The organism is Paraburkholderia sp. EB58 (assembly GCF_050436665.1).
In the GTDB taxonomy this organism is placed as follows: Bacteria; Pseudomonadota; Gammaproteobacteria; order Burkholderiales; family Burkholderiaceae; genus Paraburkholderia.
In genome coordinates this window covers 178,810-195,228 of sequence record NZ_JBNDMQ010000005.1, presented here as the reverse complement: position 1 = coordinate 195,228, position 16,419 = coordinate 178,810, and the positions used below count along the sequence as shown (strand labels likewise).

The following is a 16,419-nucleotide window of genomic DNA, read 5'->3' as shown; positions in this document are numbered from 1 at the left end:
ATCTTTCCGCGACGGGCGTAGACCTCGAGTACACCGGTCTAATCGCGACCGCGCTGGAGCAACTTGCCTCGTCGTTGCGCCGTCGCCGCGCCGCCCGCGAATCAAAAGCTCGCGTTCGGGGGTTCGGATCGCCATATCTGATCACCGCCATAGGCTTTATGGCGGCCACATACATCAACGAGTACGCATGGCTTGACGCCGTCCTTACGCTCTTTGCGCAGCTCGCGGCCAGCTGTTACTGGCGGCTCCCGCCAGATATCCGTTCACGGTAGTTGGCGCGCTCGGTTCACCCCGAGGCTCCATCATTTTCACCAAATAATTCCGCATACGGATTGACAGGAAATTCCTTATGCGGATATTCTCCGGTTCGTGGGCGCGCCTCCCGGTCGCCTGCTAATTCGGAGATCCTCATGAAAAGCATTGAATTGAACGCCGAGGCACGCCGCGCGTGGCTTCGACGTGAGCAAGGCTTGCCCCCGGAATCCCATACCGGCAATGATCCCTCGCAGCAAAGTGACTTTGAGAAATCGCGCGTATGGCGAGCCGTATTCGTATTCGCTGCACTCGTGATCATCGGCTCCCTACTCGCGCCGGAGCCCGGCACCCGAACCCCCGGCGTGATCTACCACCTCGGCACTGTCTAGGCGGCGACATGGCAGACCGGATCCCTGTCACCGACGTCGATATCGCCAGGGAATTCCGCCTCCGCCATCTTGCCGGCTCGCCCGCCGACGCCATCACCAATGCCGCGCTGCGAATCTGCCTCGCCAACTGTGCCGAGCTCAGGAAAAAGCAGCGGCGAATAGACAAATCCATGCTGGACGGCAAACGTCTTGCTGCCGGCGATACTGACTAACGCCACATGCGCAAACTAAAACTTCAGGTTCCTGCAGAGCCGAGCCATCGAGACACGATCGGCCTACACACACACGCTAAATACGACCCGATGACGCCTCGCGCGACGACGCCGATGCTAGTCGGCAAACACGTCGTCGCTCGGCGGCCGTTGCTCGGCAGCGTCCATACGCTGTACATGATCCTCGATGGCACCGACGTCGTCGGCACGTCCATCTCGGTCCCGAGCGAAGTCGACTGCTTCGACGCGATCAACAAGAGCCGACGAAAGAGCGCCGCGTCGATGGCGCAGACAGCCATCGCCGAGGCGAAGAAGCGCAAGCCACGCGCGCTGCGCGTTCGGGAGGTCGCGTGACCTTCGGCCTTCTCGTCGCGCTCACTACCTGCGCTGCCGCCTGGTTTCTGACGGGTCCCGCGCAGCAACGCTACATCGGATTTCTGCTCGCGCTCGCCGACACCGTGTTGTGGCTGTTTGCCGGCGTGTCCACCGGCAAGCTCATCGTTGTCGCAGTGGCCGCTTTCTGCGCGCTCTGCTTCGCGAGGCCTTTCCTGCGCGCGCATCTGTTCGCCCGTCTCCGGAGACAACATGCCAGCTGACCTCTCCTCTATCTCCAAAGCGCTGATCGCGCTTTTCGCCGGCCAGCGTGACCCGCTCACAATCGACAATGTTGAGGACGCATTGCCCCACGCCGATCCACAGGCGCTCCGCCTCGATCTGCACATGCTCGTGCGCGCTACGGTCGTGCGGCAGGCCATCCGACGCTCCGACGAACGCCTCGTGTATTGGCTCGCCGGCGTATCGATCGCTCCGTTCGACGGTACGTTGTTTCATTACGCACCGGATGCCACGTTTGCCGATGTTGGCGAGATCCCGTCGAAAAGAGGGGCCAGCAATGGCTAAGACCAGCCCCCTCGCTCTCGATGCGATGATCGTCACGGGCAACACCAAGGCCGCAATCAAGGCCGCAGGCGGAGGTTCGTCAGACCTCTGGACTGTGCCGCCCGATCAGATTCACTACGACCGGCGGGACAATGTACGGCCGCTCGATCCTGATCGCGTTCGCCACATCGCTAACCTCATTAAAGCCAACGGTTACGACCGTAAAAAGCCCCTTGGTTGTTTCGTCCGCAAAGTTGGCGGCGAAGATCGCATCTACGTCTACGAGGGCCAACACCGGTACCACGGCGCCTTGCTCGCCATCAAGGAAGGCAAGCTTATCGACCGGTTGCCGTGCGTGATCGACGAGGCGAAATCCGTCAATCGAGTCAGCCTGATCTATGCGGGCATCACTAACAACGACGGCGAAAAGCTGACGCCGCTGGAACTAGCGGAGAAAGTCGTCGAACTACAGGCGCTGGGCGAACCGAACGGCGCGATCTGCACACGCCTGAACATCACCGACCAGACCATTCGCGATGTTTTGTTGCTCGCCAATGCGCCCGCTGCACTTCACAAGCTGGTTCGCGACAAAGTCGTGTCGTCAACGCTCGTCATTGATGAAATTCGGTCGCACGGCGGCGACAAGGCACTTGAGCGCCTGCAGAACGCCGCACAGCTGGCGAAGGCAACCGGGAAAGCCAAAGTCACAAAGAAGACACTCGGAAAGCCAGTTGCTCAAAAGATCAGCGACATGCAAGCAAAGCAACTTTTGCAGGCGCTGCAGGCCGTACTCCACGATCCCGCGTTCGACCAATTGGATAAGCCGACCATCTTCGGAGTTCATACGGCTTTGCTGCCCCTGAAGGATCTACTTGATACGAAGCGAGAGGGTTGAGTATGGTTCCCCCGGCGACATCTACCCCACGTCCGCTGCCGCGCAAGCGGGAGCCAGCGGATAAGCGCACACGGCTTTCCCTTGCTGGCGCCCTCCCCGCGCACGCATCGAACGACGACGTCAACAACAGCGGGCTCACGCCCGCCAAAGCTATCCAGACAAAGGAAAACGAGTCGGATCCCCGACTCGCAACCGTCGCGCGAATCGACGCCCTTCGCATCGAGATCCGAAAACTGGTTGAGTTAATCTCCCTTGGAGCCGACATCGAATTGCTCGACCTTATGCGCGACGAGCTTGGCAGCTATAGCCGACACAAAGCAGCACAGGAAGCACGGACTTGGGCCAGCGCCGCCGGCGTTCAACTCGAAACTGGACTGATGATGCTCGACCGAGCTATTCGGCCTGGATTGGCGCAAGGAGCCGATATTGCCTGAACTGAAAACAGCTCTTGTCAAGCCGCTATATCTTGACCTGGAAAACGTCTGCGCGATTGTTTCTCTAGCACCGGCGACGGTGCAAGTACTCGTTCGGGAAAGCAAATTTCCAAAACCGAGACTTCTATCGGGTCGCCGTGTCGGTTGGCTTGTGCGAGAAATCGAAGAATGGGCAGAAGCTCGCCCCGTATCTGACCTCTTGCCACCACGCAATACTGGCCATAGGAAACGGCGCGAGGCTATGGCAAGCGAATCGCCCTGAATATTTAATCCGAATAGATCAACGTTTGAGGGTGTCGCAATTACTAATAATTTAGGCCTCTGGCGGCTCGACCTTCTTTCTACGACGCGCGCTTGTCGTCACTAACACTTTCTCAGTTTTCGTGTCTCGGAGCAGTTTATAGTTGGTGTCGGCGTGAACAAGACTCATCCGCGCCGCACCAATTTGATTATACTGAGTTTTTTTACCGTTATTAAGGGTCGGGGGGCTGGCCTTCTCCCCGCGGAGCATATCGGCCTCACCGCGTCCAATCGCCTCATCCACGTTTCGCAGGTTTTTGTAGCCGACGCTTATCAATTCGTCGAGAAATGTTGCCACCGAGTCCATGTCAGGTTCTCGCCGCTTTGGGAAGCGAGACCGTAAATAGGCCGCTAGCGCGTCGGCGTTCAGTTCATCGCGTCTTGAAAGCAACTCTTGCTGTGGTTCGCGCTCCAACTGCGCTCTGAATCCCTCGACTTGTTTGTAAAACATTTGAAAATGGGTATCGGCAACATAAAACAGGCCACTCAAAGCATAGAAGTCTTTCCGCAGCTCTGCAGGAACACTTGCATCACTCTTGTAGTCCAAGTGATGAGAAACTGAGGCCCATGCGTCCATCGCAATAGTCCGCACCTGAATTTCGAAAGGTATGTTTTTAAGGTCATCATACCGGGGCCCCCGAAAATCATCCGTCAATTGGCATATAAAATGATCAGACATGTAGCCAAATGAAGCCACATCGGACGCACCGATCTTCCGGTCCTCGTTCGTAATCTTGAACGTCTTCCGCACCACGTTAACGACCTCGTCTATCTGGCTTAAAAACATGCAGACCGCTCGTATACCTACGATATCGTTAAGCCCAAACTGAAGTGACTCAGAAGCACCCGCAGCGTCAGGTTGACTCGCATTAGCTAAAGATTTTCTCTGCAGCTTCCCCTCGATTGATTCTAGGGTTTTTACACGGCCCGTGAGCGAATGGATTTTCAACCCGGCGTCGGCTAGGCCGTGCTCGAGGGCATGGATTGACTCAAGCTGAAGCCCCTGCCATAGTCCGAGACGTCTAGCATATATGGTTCTCACGTCATCATTCACGGTCTTTTGTTGAGTCGTCATGTAATCGCGCCGCACGGAGGATACCGGGCGATATTACCTCAGATGTTCCACTCGCAATCTTCGCAGCAATCTCCTCCAGCCTGTTCGATATCTTTGATAACCATTCGCGCCTTTCGTTGTCGTAGGCATGGCGGTTGTACACGCCTTTAATGCCTGCCTGCATGTGGCCGATCACGGCCTCGCCCACTTCGTCAGGGCAACCCATCGACGCCAGCATTGTTCGTATCGTGCGGCGAAGATCGTGCGGCGCCCACACGGTAACCGGTAGACGTGGCCGCACCATCTCGGGCCTGGTTCTCGAATAGGGCTGGTGGTAATGGACAGCTGTCTGCACCACCTTTTGCTCAATGTGATCCGCCGATCCATTCGCCGGCGGAAACAGATACCCTTTCCCATAGACGCCCAACCGACGGCGCACGACCGCTTCGGCGCGTCCGATCAGTGGCACGCGTAGGTCGGTGGCATCTTCGTGCCGCCCATTCTTTGTTTTCTCTTTCGGGATCGTCCACCACCAACCGTCACTCTCTTCGGTCACGTCCCGCCCTTCCATACTCACGATCTCGGCTCCGCGTGTCGCGGTCCACAGATATAGCGTCAGTACGTCACACACGCTTCGACTGAAGTTGGGCAACCAGGGAATCAGTGCGGCCAGCTCCGGATCCGTGAGCGTTCGCTTTTTGCCGACCCTCTTCCCACCGATCTTCTTTCCCGTGCTTTTCAGCTTACCGCGCATGATAAGGCGCCACCAATTCGGGGCGTTCTGCGATAGTCGGCCCGCGTCGAGCGCATAGTCCCAAGCTGCGCCCAGCTCCGCCCGCAGTTTGGCGGCTTGTACCGGAATCTGTGCGTGGGCTTCGATCAGGTCGAAAGCTTGCGCACGTGTGAGCGTTTCAGCCGCCTCGTCGGCAAGCTTGCCCAACATGGTCCGGAACATACGCGCGATCTCGTTCGCACCCTTCGTCTTACGGCTGCGCTCGATGTGCCCCTCCAGGTATTCCCGGCATAGTATTCCCACTGTGTATTTCGTTGTCTGCGGTACCATATCGCCGACCGACGGGTTGCTTGGCTGCCGCGTTTTGGCGACTGGCTCTTGCCCATCATTGCGCGACTGGCGAAGCTTTTCCCAAGCGACGATTGCAGCGGCCGGCGACATTGCCGGCCACTCCCCAATCTTGGTCTGCTTCATGTCGCCGGTGACCGGCGACTTGTAGCGATAGGTCCAGCTCTTTGTTTTCTTGGTCGCCACCAGGCGTAAGCCGGGGCAATCAGCGACTATGAGGTGTTGATCGGGCTCAAGTTGCTTTGCAGCGCGGGCATCAAAGTTCATGAGAGTCGGCGTAGGTTTTGCCGGAAACCCGTAAATTGGAACCGGCGTAGGTCAAATGAAATTCTCGACCAGAAACCTACGCCAACCACTCAAGTTTTGCAATGTACTGTCGTACGTAGGCATACACAGACAGAAACATGCAAAAAGGCTCTGCGCCTTGCTGGATATAGGATAGATGGAAGAAACGACCGCAAAACCTGACGTGCAAAGCATCGACATTAGCAGTCACACTCCCATGATGCAGCAGTACCTGCGCATCAAGGCGGATCATCCGGGCACGCTCGTGTTCTACCGGATGGGCGATTTCTACGAGCTGTTTTTCGACGACGCGGAGAAAGCCGCACGCCTGCTCGATCTCACGCTGACCCAGCGTGGCGCATCGGCAGGCAACCCGATCAAGATGGCGGGCGTGCCGCATCATGCGGTCGAACAGTATCTCGCGAAGCTGGTGAAGCTCGGCGAATCGGTCGCAATCTGCGAACAGATCGGCGACCCCGCCACCTCGAAAGGACCGGTCGAACGCAAGGTGGTGCGCGTCGTCACGCCCGGCACGTTGACCGACGCCGCGCTGCTGTCCGATAAGAACGACGTGTATCTGCTCGCCGTGTGCGTGGGGCACAACCGGCGCGGCGTGGCCACCAACGTGGGCCTCGCGTGGCTCAATCTCGCGAGCGGAGCGTTGCGTCTCGCGGAAGTGGCGCCCGACCAGGCCGCCACGGCACTCGAACGGATTCGTCCCGCGGAAATTCTGGTCGCCGATGTAACCTCCACCGATGCCAGCACGTGGTCACCGCCCGCCGGAGCTGGGGCGCTGACACGCGTGCCCGTGTGGCACTTCGACGTCGCTTCGGGCACACAGCGCCTATGCGATCAACTGGATGTGGCAAGCCTCGACGGTTTCGGCGCGCACTCGCTGTCGAGCGCCTGCGGCGCCGCTGGCGCTTTGCTGCTCTACGCGGCGGCGACTCAAGGGCAGCAATTGCGCCATGTGCGCAGCCTCAAGGTCGAGTACGAGTCCGAATACATTGGGCTCGACCCTGCCACGCGCCGCAACCTCGAACTCACCGAAACGCTGCGCGGCACCGAAAGCCCGACGCTGTGTTCGCTGCTGGACACCTGCTGCACGACGATGGGCAGCCGCCTGCTGCGTCACTGGCTGCATCATCCGCCACGTGAGGCCGCGCTCGCTCAGGCACGCCAGCAAGCCATCGGCGCGCTGCTCGAGGCGCCGGCTGGCGCGAGCGTCGACACCTTGCGTAGCGCGCTGCGCCAGATCTCCGATATCGAACGGATCACCGGGCGTCTCGCCTTACTGTCCGCGCGTCCGCGCGACCTGTCGAGCCTGCGCGATACCTTCATCGCTCTGCCCGAATTGCGTACGCTGCTGGCCGCCGTGACGGGCGCGGCCGATTCGCTCGCGCGCATCGATGCAGCGCTCGAGCCGCCCGCGGCTTGCGTCGACCTGCTGAAGCTCGCCGTGGCGCCGGAACCGGCAGCGATGGTGCGCGATGGCGGCGTGATCGCACGCGGCTACGATGCCGAGCTCGATGAACTGCGCGACATCTCCGAGAACTGCGGGCAGTTCCTGATCGACCTCGAAACACGTGAACGTGCCCGCACTGGCATCGGCAATCTGCGCGTCGAGTACAACAAGGTGCATGGCTTCTATATCGAAGTCACGCGCGGCCAGACTGACAAGGTGCCGGACGACTATCGCCGGCGCCAGACGCTGAAGAACGCCGAGCGCTATATCACGCCGGAACTGAAGACCTTCGAGGACAAAGCCTTGTCGGCCCAGGAGCGCGCGCTCGCACGTGAACGCTCGCTGTACGATGCGTTGCTGCAGGCACTGCTGCCCTTCATCGCCGATTGCCAGCGGGTCGCCGCGGCGCTCGCGGAGCTGGATCTGCTGGCGGCCTTCGCCGAGCGGGCGCGCGCGCTCGACTGGGTCGCGCCATCGTTCTCGGCAGATGGCGGCATCGAGATCGAACAGGGACGGCACCCGGTTGTCGAAGCGCAGGTCGAGCAGTTCATCGCCAACGACTGCACGCTGGGCCCGGAGCGCAAGCTGCTCTTGATCACCGGCCCGAACATGGGCGGTAAGTCAACCTTCATGCGCCAGACCGCGCTGATCGCGCTAATGGCTTACGTGGGCAGCTATGTGCCGGCACGGCGTGCTTCGTTCGGCCCGATCGATCGCATCTTCACGCGTATCGGCGCCGCCGACGACCTGGCCGGTGGCCGCTCCACGTTCATGGTGGAAATGACAGAGGCCGCGGCGATCCTCAACGACGCGACACCGCAAAGCCTCGTGCTGATGGACGAAATTGGGCGCGGTACTTCGACCTTCGACGGCCTCGCACTCGCGTGGGCCATCGCCCGGCATCTGCTCGCGCACAACGGCTGCCACACGCTCTTCGCCACGCACTACTTTGAGCTGACGCAACTGCCTGCGGAGTTTCCGCAAGCGGCCAATGTGCATCTTTCGGCGGTCGAGCATGGCCATGGCATCGTGTTCCTGCACGCCGTGAATGAGGGTCCGGCGAATCAGAGTTACGGTCTGCAGGTGGCCCAACTCGCCGGCGTGCCGGCTGCCGTGATCCGCGCGGCGCGCAAGCATCTTGCGCACCTCGAGCAGCAATCGGCGGGGCAGCCGGCGCCGCAACTCGATCTGTTCTCAGCGCCCCTGATGCTCCAGGATGCTGACGACGATCACGAAGATGCCGCCCCGGCCGCCCCCGCGCTGAGCGCGGCGGAGCAAGCGCTGCTCACGCGTTTGCGGGCTATCGATCCCAACGAGTTACGCCCGCGCGATGCGCTGGACCTGCTCTATGAACTGCACGACCTGGCCGCTGCGCCGGACGCAGATCATTGATCGGCGCCACGACCTGCAGCGTCCGCGCACCCTGTGCGCGGCGCTCTCCGTCGCGCTCGTCCTGACGGGGGGGGTGTCGGCGCACGTGCAGGCGGCGCCGGTTCGCTATACCTTCGCGGTCATCGCCGGCACGTTGCAAAGCCCTGCCGACGAGGCGCCGACCCAGCGGCTGATCGACGCGATCGGCCGCAACCGCGACGTGTCGTTCATCGTCTACGACGGCAATCTGAAGGGGGCGAAGGAAGCCTGCGGCGACTCGCTGTACGAGCGGCGCCAGGCCCTGCTGGAAGCGGCACGTCCAGCGCTGATCTTTATTCCGGGCCAGCACGACTGGACCGATTGCGGCACGACTGAAGCGGGCGGTTTCGATCCGGTCGAACGGCTCGACCAGTTGCGTCAGACGCTGTTTGCGGACGCTTCATCGATGGGGCAAAACCCGCTTGCCTTGACGCGCGAGAGCGAAGTCTCGCGCTTTCGGCCCTATCGGGAGAACGTGCGCTGGCAACTCGGCGACACGGTGTTCATCGGCCTGAACGCGCCGGATCCGAACAATCACTATCTGACCGCCGGCGGGCGCAATGGTGAATTCGAAGATCGCGTCATCGCCAATGCGTTCTGGCTGGAACACGCGGCAGAGTATGCGAAACGGCGTGACGCGCGCGCGATTGTGGTCTTCATTCAAGGCGACCTGGACCCGGAACGTTACGAGCGGCCGGACCGTTTCGCCTGGTTGCGCTTCGCCCGCAACTCGCATCGCGACGGCTTTCTGGAACTCAAGCGCAGCCTCGTCAAGGTCGCCGAGATCTTCCGCGGCCCGGTCTTGTTGATACATTGCGACGATCAGCGTGCAGCCGGCGGCTTTGTGATCGACCAGCCGCTACGCAACGACAAGGGGGAGGTGGTGACGAATCTCACGCGCATCGCCATTGCGCCGCGTGAGCGTCTTGATCAGTGGATTCAGATTGAAGCAGATATGGCGCGCCGGCCGCCGTTCCGCGTAAGTGTGCGCGACGTGCCGAAAAACCTGCCGCTGCTGCCGGTCCAGCCAATGCAGTTAACTCAGCCTGCCCAAGCCATGCCGCCCGCGCCGGCTTCCGACGAGACCGTGCCAAACTTGCCCGCACCGCCCGCTTTGAATCAGTCGCTGAACCCGGCGTCGAACCTGCCGCCGCTGCTGCCGAGCACGCCGCCGCCGGAGCAGCCGGTTGGTCCGCCCATGAGCCCGCCCATAAGCTCACCCGTTAGTCCGCCCATTGAAGGCGGCGAGGCGCCGGCCATGAACGGCGCGCCGAACATTCCCAGCAACCCCGCTGGGATGCCCGCCAGCTCAGTGCAGCGTGGGCCCTGACGGCTCTTCGTCGCCTTCGTCGTCATCGTCGTCGAGCACTTCCAGGCCATCCGCGCCATGGGCATGCTCGTGCTGGATTTCATCTTCGGTTGCCGGACGCACGTCCTTGACCGTCAGCGCAAAACGCAACGCCATGCCGGCCAGCGGATGGTTGCCGTCGAGCACAACCTTGTCTTCCGCTACGTCCGTGACCACGTAGACCAGCGAATCGATGTCCTCGTCGCCTTCTTCCGGAGTGCCTTCGAATTGCATTCCGACTTCGAGCGGTTCGGGGAAGCGATTGCGCGGCTCGATCTTCACGAGATCGGGATCGTATTCGCCAAACGCGTCTTGCGGCTCGAGCTGGATCTGGGTCTCGAATCCAGCCTCATGGCCGTCGAGCTCTTCCTCGATCTTGGGGAACGTGCCATCATAGCCGCCGTGCAGATAGACCATCGGCTCGTCGCTTTCTTCAATCAGGTTGCCCTGCGCATCCGACAGCTTGTAAGCGACCGACACGACGGTGTTCTTTGCAATTTTCATTCGATTCTCCAGAATACAACTCACATTATACGATGCCCAAGCGGCCCCTTGACCACCCGGCGCACGCAGCTTCTGCGCGGATTTCTTCGCCGCTTCTGCCGCCCTCGCCCGACGTGCCGACGCCGCTACTCGGCAATCTCACTCCGACGCAATTCATGCGCCGGTACTGGCAAAAGAAGCCGCTGCTGATTCGGCAGGCGATCCCAAACGTCACCGCGCCGCTCTCGCGCGACGAGTTGTTCGATCTCGCCGATCAGGACGAAGTCGAAGCGCGGCTGATCACGCACTTTCGCAACAAATGGCAGCTGGAACACGGCCCGTTCGCGGCTGACGAATTGCCTTCAGTGAAGCAGCGCGCCTGGACTCTGCTGGTCCAGGGTGTTGACCTGCACGACGATCGCGCCCGCGCCCTGCTCGACCGGTTCCGCTTCGTGCCGGACGCGCGGCTCGACGATCTGATGATCTCGTACGCAGCCGATGGCGGCGGAGTCGGCCCACATTTCGATTCGTATGATGTATTCCTGCTGCAGGTGCACGGCAAGCGCCGCTGGCGGATCAGTGCGCAGCGCGACCTTTCGCTGCGCCCCGGCGTGCCCTTGAAAATTTTACAAAATTTCGAGCCAGAAGAGGAATGGGTGCTGGAGCCGGGCGACATGCTGTATCTGCCGCCGCACATCGCCCATGACGGCGTGGCCGAGGGCGAGTGCATGACCTGCTCGATCGGCTTCCGCGCGCCCTCCTCGAGCGAGCTCACGGCCCAGTTTCTGTATCATCTCGCCGAGCGCGGAGAAAGGGATGACCGCCAGGAGCGCGCACCGCAGCTATACCGCGACCCCCAGCAGCCTGCCGTGGCCCGCCCCGCCGAGCTCCCCCAAGCGCTGGTCGAGCGCGTAGGCGCGATCCTTGCTCAGGTCAAATGGAATGAACAGGACATTGGGTCCTTCCTTGGCACTTATCTGAGCGAACCGAAGCCGAGTGTCGTCTTCGATCCGCCGGAACAACCGCTTAATGAAGCGCGTTTTATTCAACGCGCTTCCAACTTCGGTCTTCGGCTCGACCGGAAGTCGGTTTTGCTGTACAACAGCCGCTTTTTCTTCTTGAATGGAGAAGAAAATCGGCTCGCAGGCGTAAAAAAATGGTTGATTGAATTCGCTGATAGCCGGTGTCTGAGTGCGAAACGCTTTGTAACACTCTCAGACGATTCATCGGTGACAGCATTGCTGCACGAGTGGTATCGTGCGGGCTGGATACAAGTGGGCGAGCCTGTTTAAGGCTTGTCTGCCTGTTATGACGTAACGTGAAATTTTGTATGAGAAAGACAACGTATTGACCCCGGATTTGTCGACGGTCGATACGAAAGTGCATATAATTTCCGCCCAAGCCGTAGGGAAGATTCACGCTCTTGAGAAGTGCGTCTCCACCAGCGGCCCAGGTCGGTGTTGGAGCACATTACCGGTATTATTTTGCGCTGTTGCTTACCTTTAACCATAAAAGGACGTGATCATGAAGAAATCCCTCCTCGTAGCATCCCTGTTGGCAGCTGTGGCACTGGCTGCATGCAACAAGAGCAGCGACCAAGCAGCTGCCCCGGCTAGCGATGCATCGGCTGCTTCGGCACCTGCTGCTGCTTCGGATGCAGGCGCTGCTGCTTCGAGCGCTGCTGCTGCGAGCGACGCTGCTGCTTCCGCAACGACTGCTGCTTCGGACGCAGGCGCTGCTGCTTCGGACGCTGCGGCTTCGGCTGCAGCTCCGGCTTCGGGCGCAAGCCAGTAAGCTGTCGTACAGGGTTCGCCTCTGGGCGAAAACTACACCAGCAGGTCAACCCGATCTGCTGGTGTAGTAAAGCAAAACGCCACGGATTCACATCCGTGGCGTTTTGCCATTTTGAAGCCGGTTATTCAGGCCAGCTTTCTCAACTCAGAGCACTTGTTTTAGATCAGCGTTTTCGACGCTGACCTTCTCCCCTCCGCCCGCTCCATTCAATCCGAGCTTCCGCCCGCGGGCGACGCCGTGCGCTCTTCGAAGAATTCGCGCACCACGTCGATCTCCCGGGTCCGCTTGAAAGGCGGCAGGCTCTGCCATATACGGCGCCCATAGGGTTTGTCGACAAGGCGTGTGTCGCAGATCATCAACACGCCGCGATCGGTCTCAGCGCGAATCAGACGCCCTGCGCCCTGCTTGAGCGTGATCACCGCCTGCGGCAACTGGTGGACCGCAAACGGACTCAAACCCTTCTTGGTCAACGCGTCGAGCCGGGCCGCCAATACGGGGTCGTCAGGCGGCGCAAACGGCAGCTTGTCGATCACGACGAGCGAAAGCGCATCGCCGCGCACGTCTACGCCTTCCCAGAAGCTCTGGCTGCCCACCAGAATCGCATTACCGTACGAGCGGAAGCGATCCAGCAACTCCGTGCGGCTTGCGTCGCCCTGCACCAGCAATGGGTAGTTCCAGCCGCGTTTCTCGATCGTATCGCGCAGCTTCGTCGCAATCTTGTCGACCGCACGCAAGGTCGTGCAGAGCATGAACACGCCACCGCCCGACGCCTCGATGGCCGGCAGCGCGGCTTCGAACACCGCATCGGTGAACATCGGCGACGAGGGTTGCGGCAGATTGCGCGGCACATACAGCAGCCCTTGGGCCGGATAGTCGAAGGGGCTCGGCAGCGTCATCGAGCGGCGCGCGTTCAGACCCATTTGCGCCGCATAGTGCGTGAAATCGCCCCGCACCGAGAGCGTCGCCGACGTGAAGATCCACGCCCGCGGCACGCCGGCGCGCTGCTTGGCGAAGATCGGCGCCACCGATAACGGCGTCTCATGCAACTGCACGGTATGCGCGAACACTTCGATCCAGCGCACCTTTTCATTCGGGTCGGACGTGGCGGTTTTAGCGTCTCCAGAACCGGCAGCGGCATCGCGTTCCGTTTCGGTAGGCGGCGTGGTCCAGCCCGAGAGGATGCCCTGCAACTCGCGTGCGCGCCGCAGACACGCGCCAATCGATTCGGCGCGCTCCGCCTGGCTCGATAACGCATTAGCGAGCGCATCCAGTTCCGTCTCAAGCGTTTCGAGCGCGGGGAACAGCGGATGATCGTCGGGCAACTGACCAATCGAGAGCCGCACCGAGTCTTCCCTGAATGCCAGGCGCACGTCGCGTGCCGAGCGTTCGAGCGCCGCGCCAAGCTTCACCCAGTCGACCACCTCACGCGCATGGCCTAGCCCTTCGGCCACCGAATCGCGCGCGAGTTCGAGAAACTGCGCGGTCGAAAGCGTCTCGCCGAAGAACAGCGTCGCGGTCTCCGGCAATTGATGCGCTTCGTCGAAGACGATCGTATTGGCCGTCGGCAGCAATTCGGCCATGCCCGTGTCACGCAACATGATGTCGGCGAAGAACAGGTGGTGATTGACCACCACGATATCGGCCTGCTGCGCCTCGCGGCGCGCCTGCATCACGAAGCATTCCTTGTAGTGCGGGCACTCCTGGCCGAGGCAATTTTCACGCGTCGAGGTGACCATCGACCAGACCGCGGCCGTCTCCGGCACACTCGCGAGCTCGGCCTTGTCACCGGTGCGCGTGATCTTCGCAAAACGGATGATGTCCTGCAGATACGAGGTTTCCTGGCGCGAGGGCAAACGGCCGTTGTCCGCCGTACGCTGCAGATAGTAGTGGCACAGATAGTTCGCGCGCCCCTTGAGCATCGCCACCGTGACCGGCACGGCTAGCGCATCGCGCACCGTCGGGATATCGCGCTGGAACAGCTGGTCCTGCAAGTGCTTGGTGCCGGTCGAGACGATCACCTTGCCGCCCCACAGCATGGCCGGCACGAGGTACGCATAGGTCTTGCCGGTGCCCGTCCCCGCTTCCACGATCAGCGTGTTCTCGCTGCCGTCGAGACCGCCTGCGGCGTTGCTCGCGGCGGCATCCGCAGAAGCGTCCACCTGTGTTTCACCTGCTGCGCCCTGCAGTCGCCGCGCGGGCCGCTTCTGCGCCTCGAACATCGCCGGCTCAGGCATGGCACGGCCCGACGCTTCCATGGCGGCGGCAACTGCGCGCGCCATCTCGATCTGGGACGCACGCGAGCGGTAGCCGTCGATCTGACGCGCAAGCAGGCCGTCGGCAGCGAAAATATCGTCGAGCTCGGTCTTGCGGCGGGGATTCAGCGAGGACGCGAGCGCGCTCTCAGCGGCGCGTGGGTCGCGTGCGGGAGCTTCGTCATCCGACGAGTTGGGCGAAGAAGTAACAAGCGGTGAATTCAAGGCAAGCGTTTCCTGCAAAATCCGGTGCGCGCGTGGCGACCCGGCGCCTGCCAGGTCGCGAGCTTAAGCGCGCGCGTCCGGTTCGAGCTGCAACTGCAGCAAGATAATGGTGTCCTTGACCTTGAGCTTGCGCTTTTTAAGGCGCTGCAACTCGAGGTCGTCGAAGCCGGGCTCATCCGACATTTTGTCGATCAGACGATCCAGTCCACTGTGCTCCGATTCCAGTTGCAGAATACGGTCCTGAAGTGCGTTCGCGTCGATGACGTGATGATGGTCGCGCATGCTCGCCTCCTCTTCCTATGCGGCGCAGGCTGCCTCGTGCAGCCCAGACGCCTGAGGTTGCTGTCCGGCTAAAAACGCGTTACTGCTGCTGTTGCTGCTGCTTTTGCTGCTCCTGCTGTTGTTGCTGCTCCTGCAACTGCTCCTGCTGTTTTTGCGCCGCCTTATCGGCAGCCTGCTTCTGGCGAGTCTCGACGTCCTGCTTATGCTGCGCGGCCGTCTCCTGCTTGCGCTGATAGCTCTGCTGCTTTTCGATGCGCTCCTGCGCCTTCTGTGCGCCCTGCTGACGGGCCTGCTCAAGCTGGGTCTGGAAGTTCGCCTGCTTCTGGTCGTACGCCTGCTGGTTCGCGGCTGCCTGGGGCGCGCTGATGCCACGCTGCGCCTGGTCCAGCGCATGCTGTTGTGCCTTCTGCTGATAAGCCTGCTGGTTCGCTGCTGCCTGCGGCGCGCTGATACCACGCTGCGCCTGGTCCAGCGCATGCTGTTGCACCTTCTGCTGATAAGCCTGCTCGTTGGCCGCGCGCTGGGGCGCCTCGGCCGCGCGCTGTGCCTGATCCAGTTGATGCTGGCGCTGCTTGTCCTCGTAAACCTGGGCGTTGCGGGCGTCGTCCGCGGCGCGCTGCGGCGCGTTGGCTTCGTCCTGTGCGCGCTGGAGCGCCGCCTTCTCGTCACGATCCTGCGCGCGCGCCGTGCGCTGTTCCGCGTCGAGCGCGAGCTGTTCCTTGCGAATATCGGCCTGCACCGTGCGCATCCTGTCACGTGCCTTGCCGATACAGTAGTTCACGAAAAACTTGCTATAACAGTCATGTACGGCGACTGCGTAGGTATAGTTGTTTTCTGCGCTGCGGTTGTTCAGAACCGCTTGCCGCGCATCGAAGTCATTGCTGGGTGGCGCCCCCGTTGCCGCGTCCTCGTTCGCCGCGGTGGCATCCGATGCGCCCGCCGGCCCGCTGGTCGGGCCACTTGCCTGCCCGCCCGCCTGCCCATTGAGCTGACCATCATCCGGTCGCAGCGCCGTACCCGCAGGCTTCGAGCCTTCGATGCCAGCCGTACCCGCGGACGCAGCGGACGGCGTGGACGTGGCCGGCTCCGTTACCGCCGGCTGGTCTTGCGCAAACGCCGGTGCGGACACGGCGAAAGAGGCGGCGGCAACGCCAAGCGCAGCGCAGGTGAAAAGCGGTGCGGCAAGCGTGGCCGTAAGCGAAGCAAGTGGAAAACGGGAGATCGGCAACGTCGTAGATGGGCAACGGAACATGCCCGAAATTCTATCACCCCGCGGTTGAGCCCTTTGGCATTTATGGCAAAATGCCCCGCTTCAGCAACCCGGTCGCAGCGTGCACGCGTCCCGCGTGCCGCCATGCGCGGCCTTAGATTGAGTC

18 protein-coding genes are annotated in these 16,419 nt (G+C 61.4%); 12 read left to right on the top strand and 6 right to left on the bottom strand.

The features are described from left to right. Window positions 1-410: 410 nt before the first annotated feature. From P3T40_RS09750 to P3T40_RS09715, 8 genes are all read left to right on the top strand, one after another. Window positions 411-644 (top strand): hypothetical protein, encoded by a 234-nt coding sequence (locus tag P3T40_RS09750; protein WP_429267478.1) that lies wholly within the window; start codon window positions 411-413, stop codon window positions 642-644. 8 nt (window positions 645-652) lie between these two features. Next, window positions 653-856: a hypothetical protein gene (locus P3T40_RS09745; protein ID WP_429267477.1), complete on the top strand. Its 204-nt coding sequence runs from the start codon at window positions 653-655 to the stop codon at window positions 854-856. A 114-nt stretch (window positions 857-970) separates the two neighbouring features. Then, the gene (locus P3T40_RS09740; RefSeq protein ID WP_429267476.1) at window positions 971-1,210 is read left to right on the top strand and encodes a hypothetical protein; all 240 of its coding nucleotides are present in this window, start codon (window positions 971-973) and stop codon (window positions 1,208-1,210) included. Then, window positions 1,207-1,452 carry a hypothetical protein gene (locus tag P3T40_RS09735; RefSeq protein ID WP_429267475.1) on the top strand — a complete coding sequence of 82 codons (246 nt, stop codon included), beginning with the start codon at window positions 1,207-1,209 and terminating at the stop codon, window positions 1,450-1,452. The genes P3T40_RS09740 and P3T40_RS09735 overlap by 4 nt, the downstream gene beginning before the upstream one ends. Then, window positions 1,442-1,756 (top strand): hypothetical protein, encoded by a 315-nt coding sequence (locus tag P3T40_RS09730; RefSeq protein ID WP_429267474.1) that lies wholly within the window; start codon window positions 1,442-1,444, stop codon window positions 1,754-1,756. Before P3T40_RS09735 ends, P3T40_RS09730 begins: the two co-directional genes overlap by 11 nt. Then, window positions 1,749-2,630 carry a ParB/RepB/Spo0J family partition protein gene (locus P3T40_RS09725; protein WP_429267473.1) on the top strand — a complete coding sequence of 294 codons (882 nt, stop codon included), beginning with the start codon at window positions 1,749-1,751 and terminating at the stop codon, window positions 2,628-2,630. The genes P3T40_RS09730 and P3T40_RS09725 overlap by 8 nt, the downstream gene beginning before the upstream one ends. A 2-nt stretch (window positions 2,631-2,632) precedes the next feature. Further along, window positions 2,633-3,064, top strand: coding sequence for a hypothetical protein (locus P3T40_RS09720; protein ID WP_429267472.1), 432 nt, complete (start codon window positions 2,633-2,635; stop codon window positions 3,062-3,064). Further along, window positions 3,057-3,326, top strand: a complete 270-nt coding sequence (locus tag P3T40_RS09715; protein WP_429267471.1) for a helix-turn-helix transcriptional regulator — start codon at window positions 3,057-3,059, stop codon at window positions 3,324-3,326. Before P3T40_RS09720 ends, P3T40_RS09715 begins: the two co-directional genes overlap by 8 nt. A gap of 51 nt (window positions 3,327-3,377) precedes the next feature. On the opposite strand, the gene P3T40_RS09710 is transcribed toward P3T40_RS09715, so the two are convergent. Together P3T40_RS09710 and P3T40_RS09705 are read right to left on the bottom strand one after the other, a co-directional pair. Beyond that, the gene (locus P3T40_RS09710; protein WP_429267470.1) at window positions 3,378-4,439 is read right to left on the bottom strand and encodes a GTP pyrophosphokinase; all 1,062 of its coding nucleotides are present in this window, start codon (window positions 4,437-4,439) and stop codon (window positions 3,378-3,380) included. Next, window positions 4,411-5,766, bottom strand: a complete 1,356-nt coding sequence (locus P3T40_RS09705) for a tyrosine-type recombinase/integrase (RefSeq protein ID WP_429267469.1) — start codon at window positions 5,764-5,766, stop codon at window positions 4,411-4,413. Before P3T40_RS09705 ends, P3T40_RS09710 begins: the two co-directional genes overlap by 29 nt. 175 nt (window positions 5,767-5,941) lie before the next feature. Here P3T40_RS09705 and mutS point away from each other — a divergent pair, with 175 nt between their 5' ends. Together mutS and P3T40_RS09695 are read left to right on the top strand one after the other, a co-directional pair. Next, window positions 5,942-8,641, top strand: coding sequence for a DNA mismatch repair protein MutS (gene mutS / locus P3T40_RS09700; RefSeq protein WP_429267468.1), 2,700 nt, complete (start codon window positions 5,942-5,944; stop codon window positions 8,639-8,641). Then, a complete protein-coding gene (locus tag P3T40_RS09695) occupies window positions 8,598-9,989 on the top strand; it encodes a hypothetical protein (RefSeq protein ID WP_429267467.1) in 1,392 nt (463 codons plus the stop codon). Before mutS ends, P3T40_RS09695 begins: the two co-directional genes overlap by 44 nt. On the opposite strand, the gene P3T40_RS09690 is transcribed toward P3T40_RS09695, so the two are convergent. Further along, window positions 9,969-10,511, bottom strand: coding sequence for an FKBP-type peptidyl-prolyl cis-trans isomerase (locus tag P3T40_RS09690; RefSeq protein ID WP_429267466.1), 543 nt, complete (start codon window positions 10,509-10,511; stop codon window positions 9,969-9,971). The two genes, P3T40_RS09695 and P3T40_RS09690, sit on opposite strands and share 21 nt — an antisense overlap. Window positions 10,512-10,543: 32 nt before the next feature. Here P3T40_RS09690 and P3T40_RS09685 point away from each other — a divergent pair, with 32 nt between their 5' ends. Together P3T40_RS09685 and P3T40_RS09680 are read left to right on the top strand one after the other, a co-directional pair. After that, window positions 10,544-11,782: a JmjC domain-containing protein gene (locus P3T40_RS09685; protein ID WP_429267635.1), complete on the top strand. Its 1,239-nt coding sequence runs from the start codon at window positions 10,544-10,546 to the stop codon at window positions 11,780-11,782. A 232-nt stretch (window positions 11,783-12,014) separates the two neighbouring features. Beyond that, a complete protein-coding gene (locus P3T40_RS09680; RefSeq protein ID WP_074299784.1) occupies window positions 12,015-12,284 on the top strand; it encodes a hypothetical protein in 270 nt (89 codons plus the stop codon). A gap of 206 nt (window positions 12,285-12,490) precedes the next feature. Here the strand turns inward: P3T40_RS09680 and P3T40_RS09675 are convergent, their stop codons facing one another. The 3 genes from P3T40_RS09675 to P3T40_RS09665 all read right to left on the bottom strand — a co-directional run bounded on the left by P3T40_RS09675 (window position 12,491) and on the right by P3T40_RS09665 (window position 16,295). Further along, window positions 12,491-14,761, bottom strand: a complete 2,271-nt coding sequence (locus P3T40_RS09675) for an ATP-dependent DNA helicase (protein WP_429267465.1) — start codon at window positions 14,759-14,761, stop codon at window positions 12,491-12,493. Window positions 14,762-14,824: 63 nt separating this feature from the next. Continuing rightward, window positions 14,825-15,043: a DUF465 domain-containing protein gene (locus P3T40_RS09670; RefSeq protein ID WP_137955558.1), complete on the bottom strand. Its 219-nt coding sequence runs from the start codon at window positions 15,041-15,043 to the stop codon at window positions 14,825-14,827. A 79-nt stretch (window positions 15,044-15,122) separates the two neighbouring features. After that, window positions 15,123-16,295 (bottom strand): hypothetical protein, encoded by a 1,173-nt coding sequence (locus P3T40_RS09665; protein ID WP_429267464.1) that lies wholly within the window; start codon window positions 16,293-16,295, stop codon window positions 15,123-15,125. Window positions 16,296-16,419: the final 124 nt, after the last annotated feature.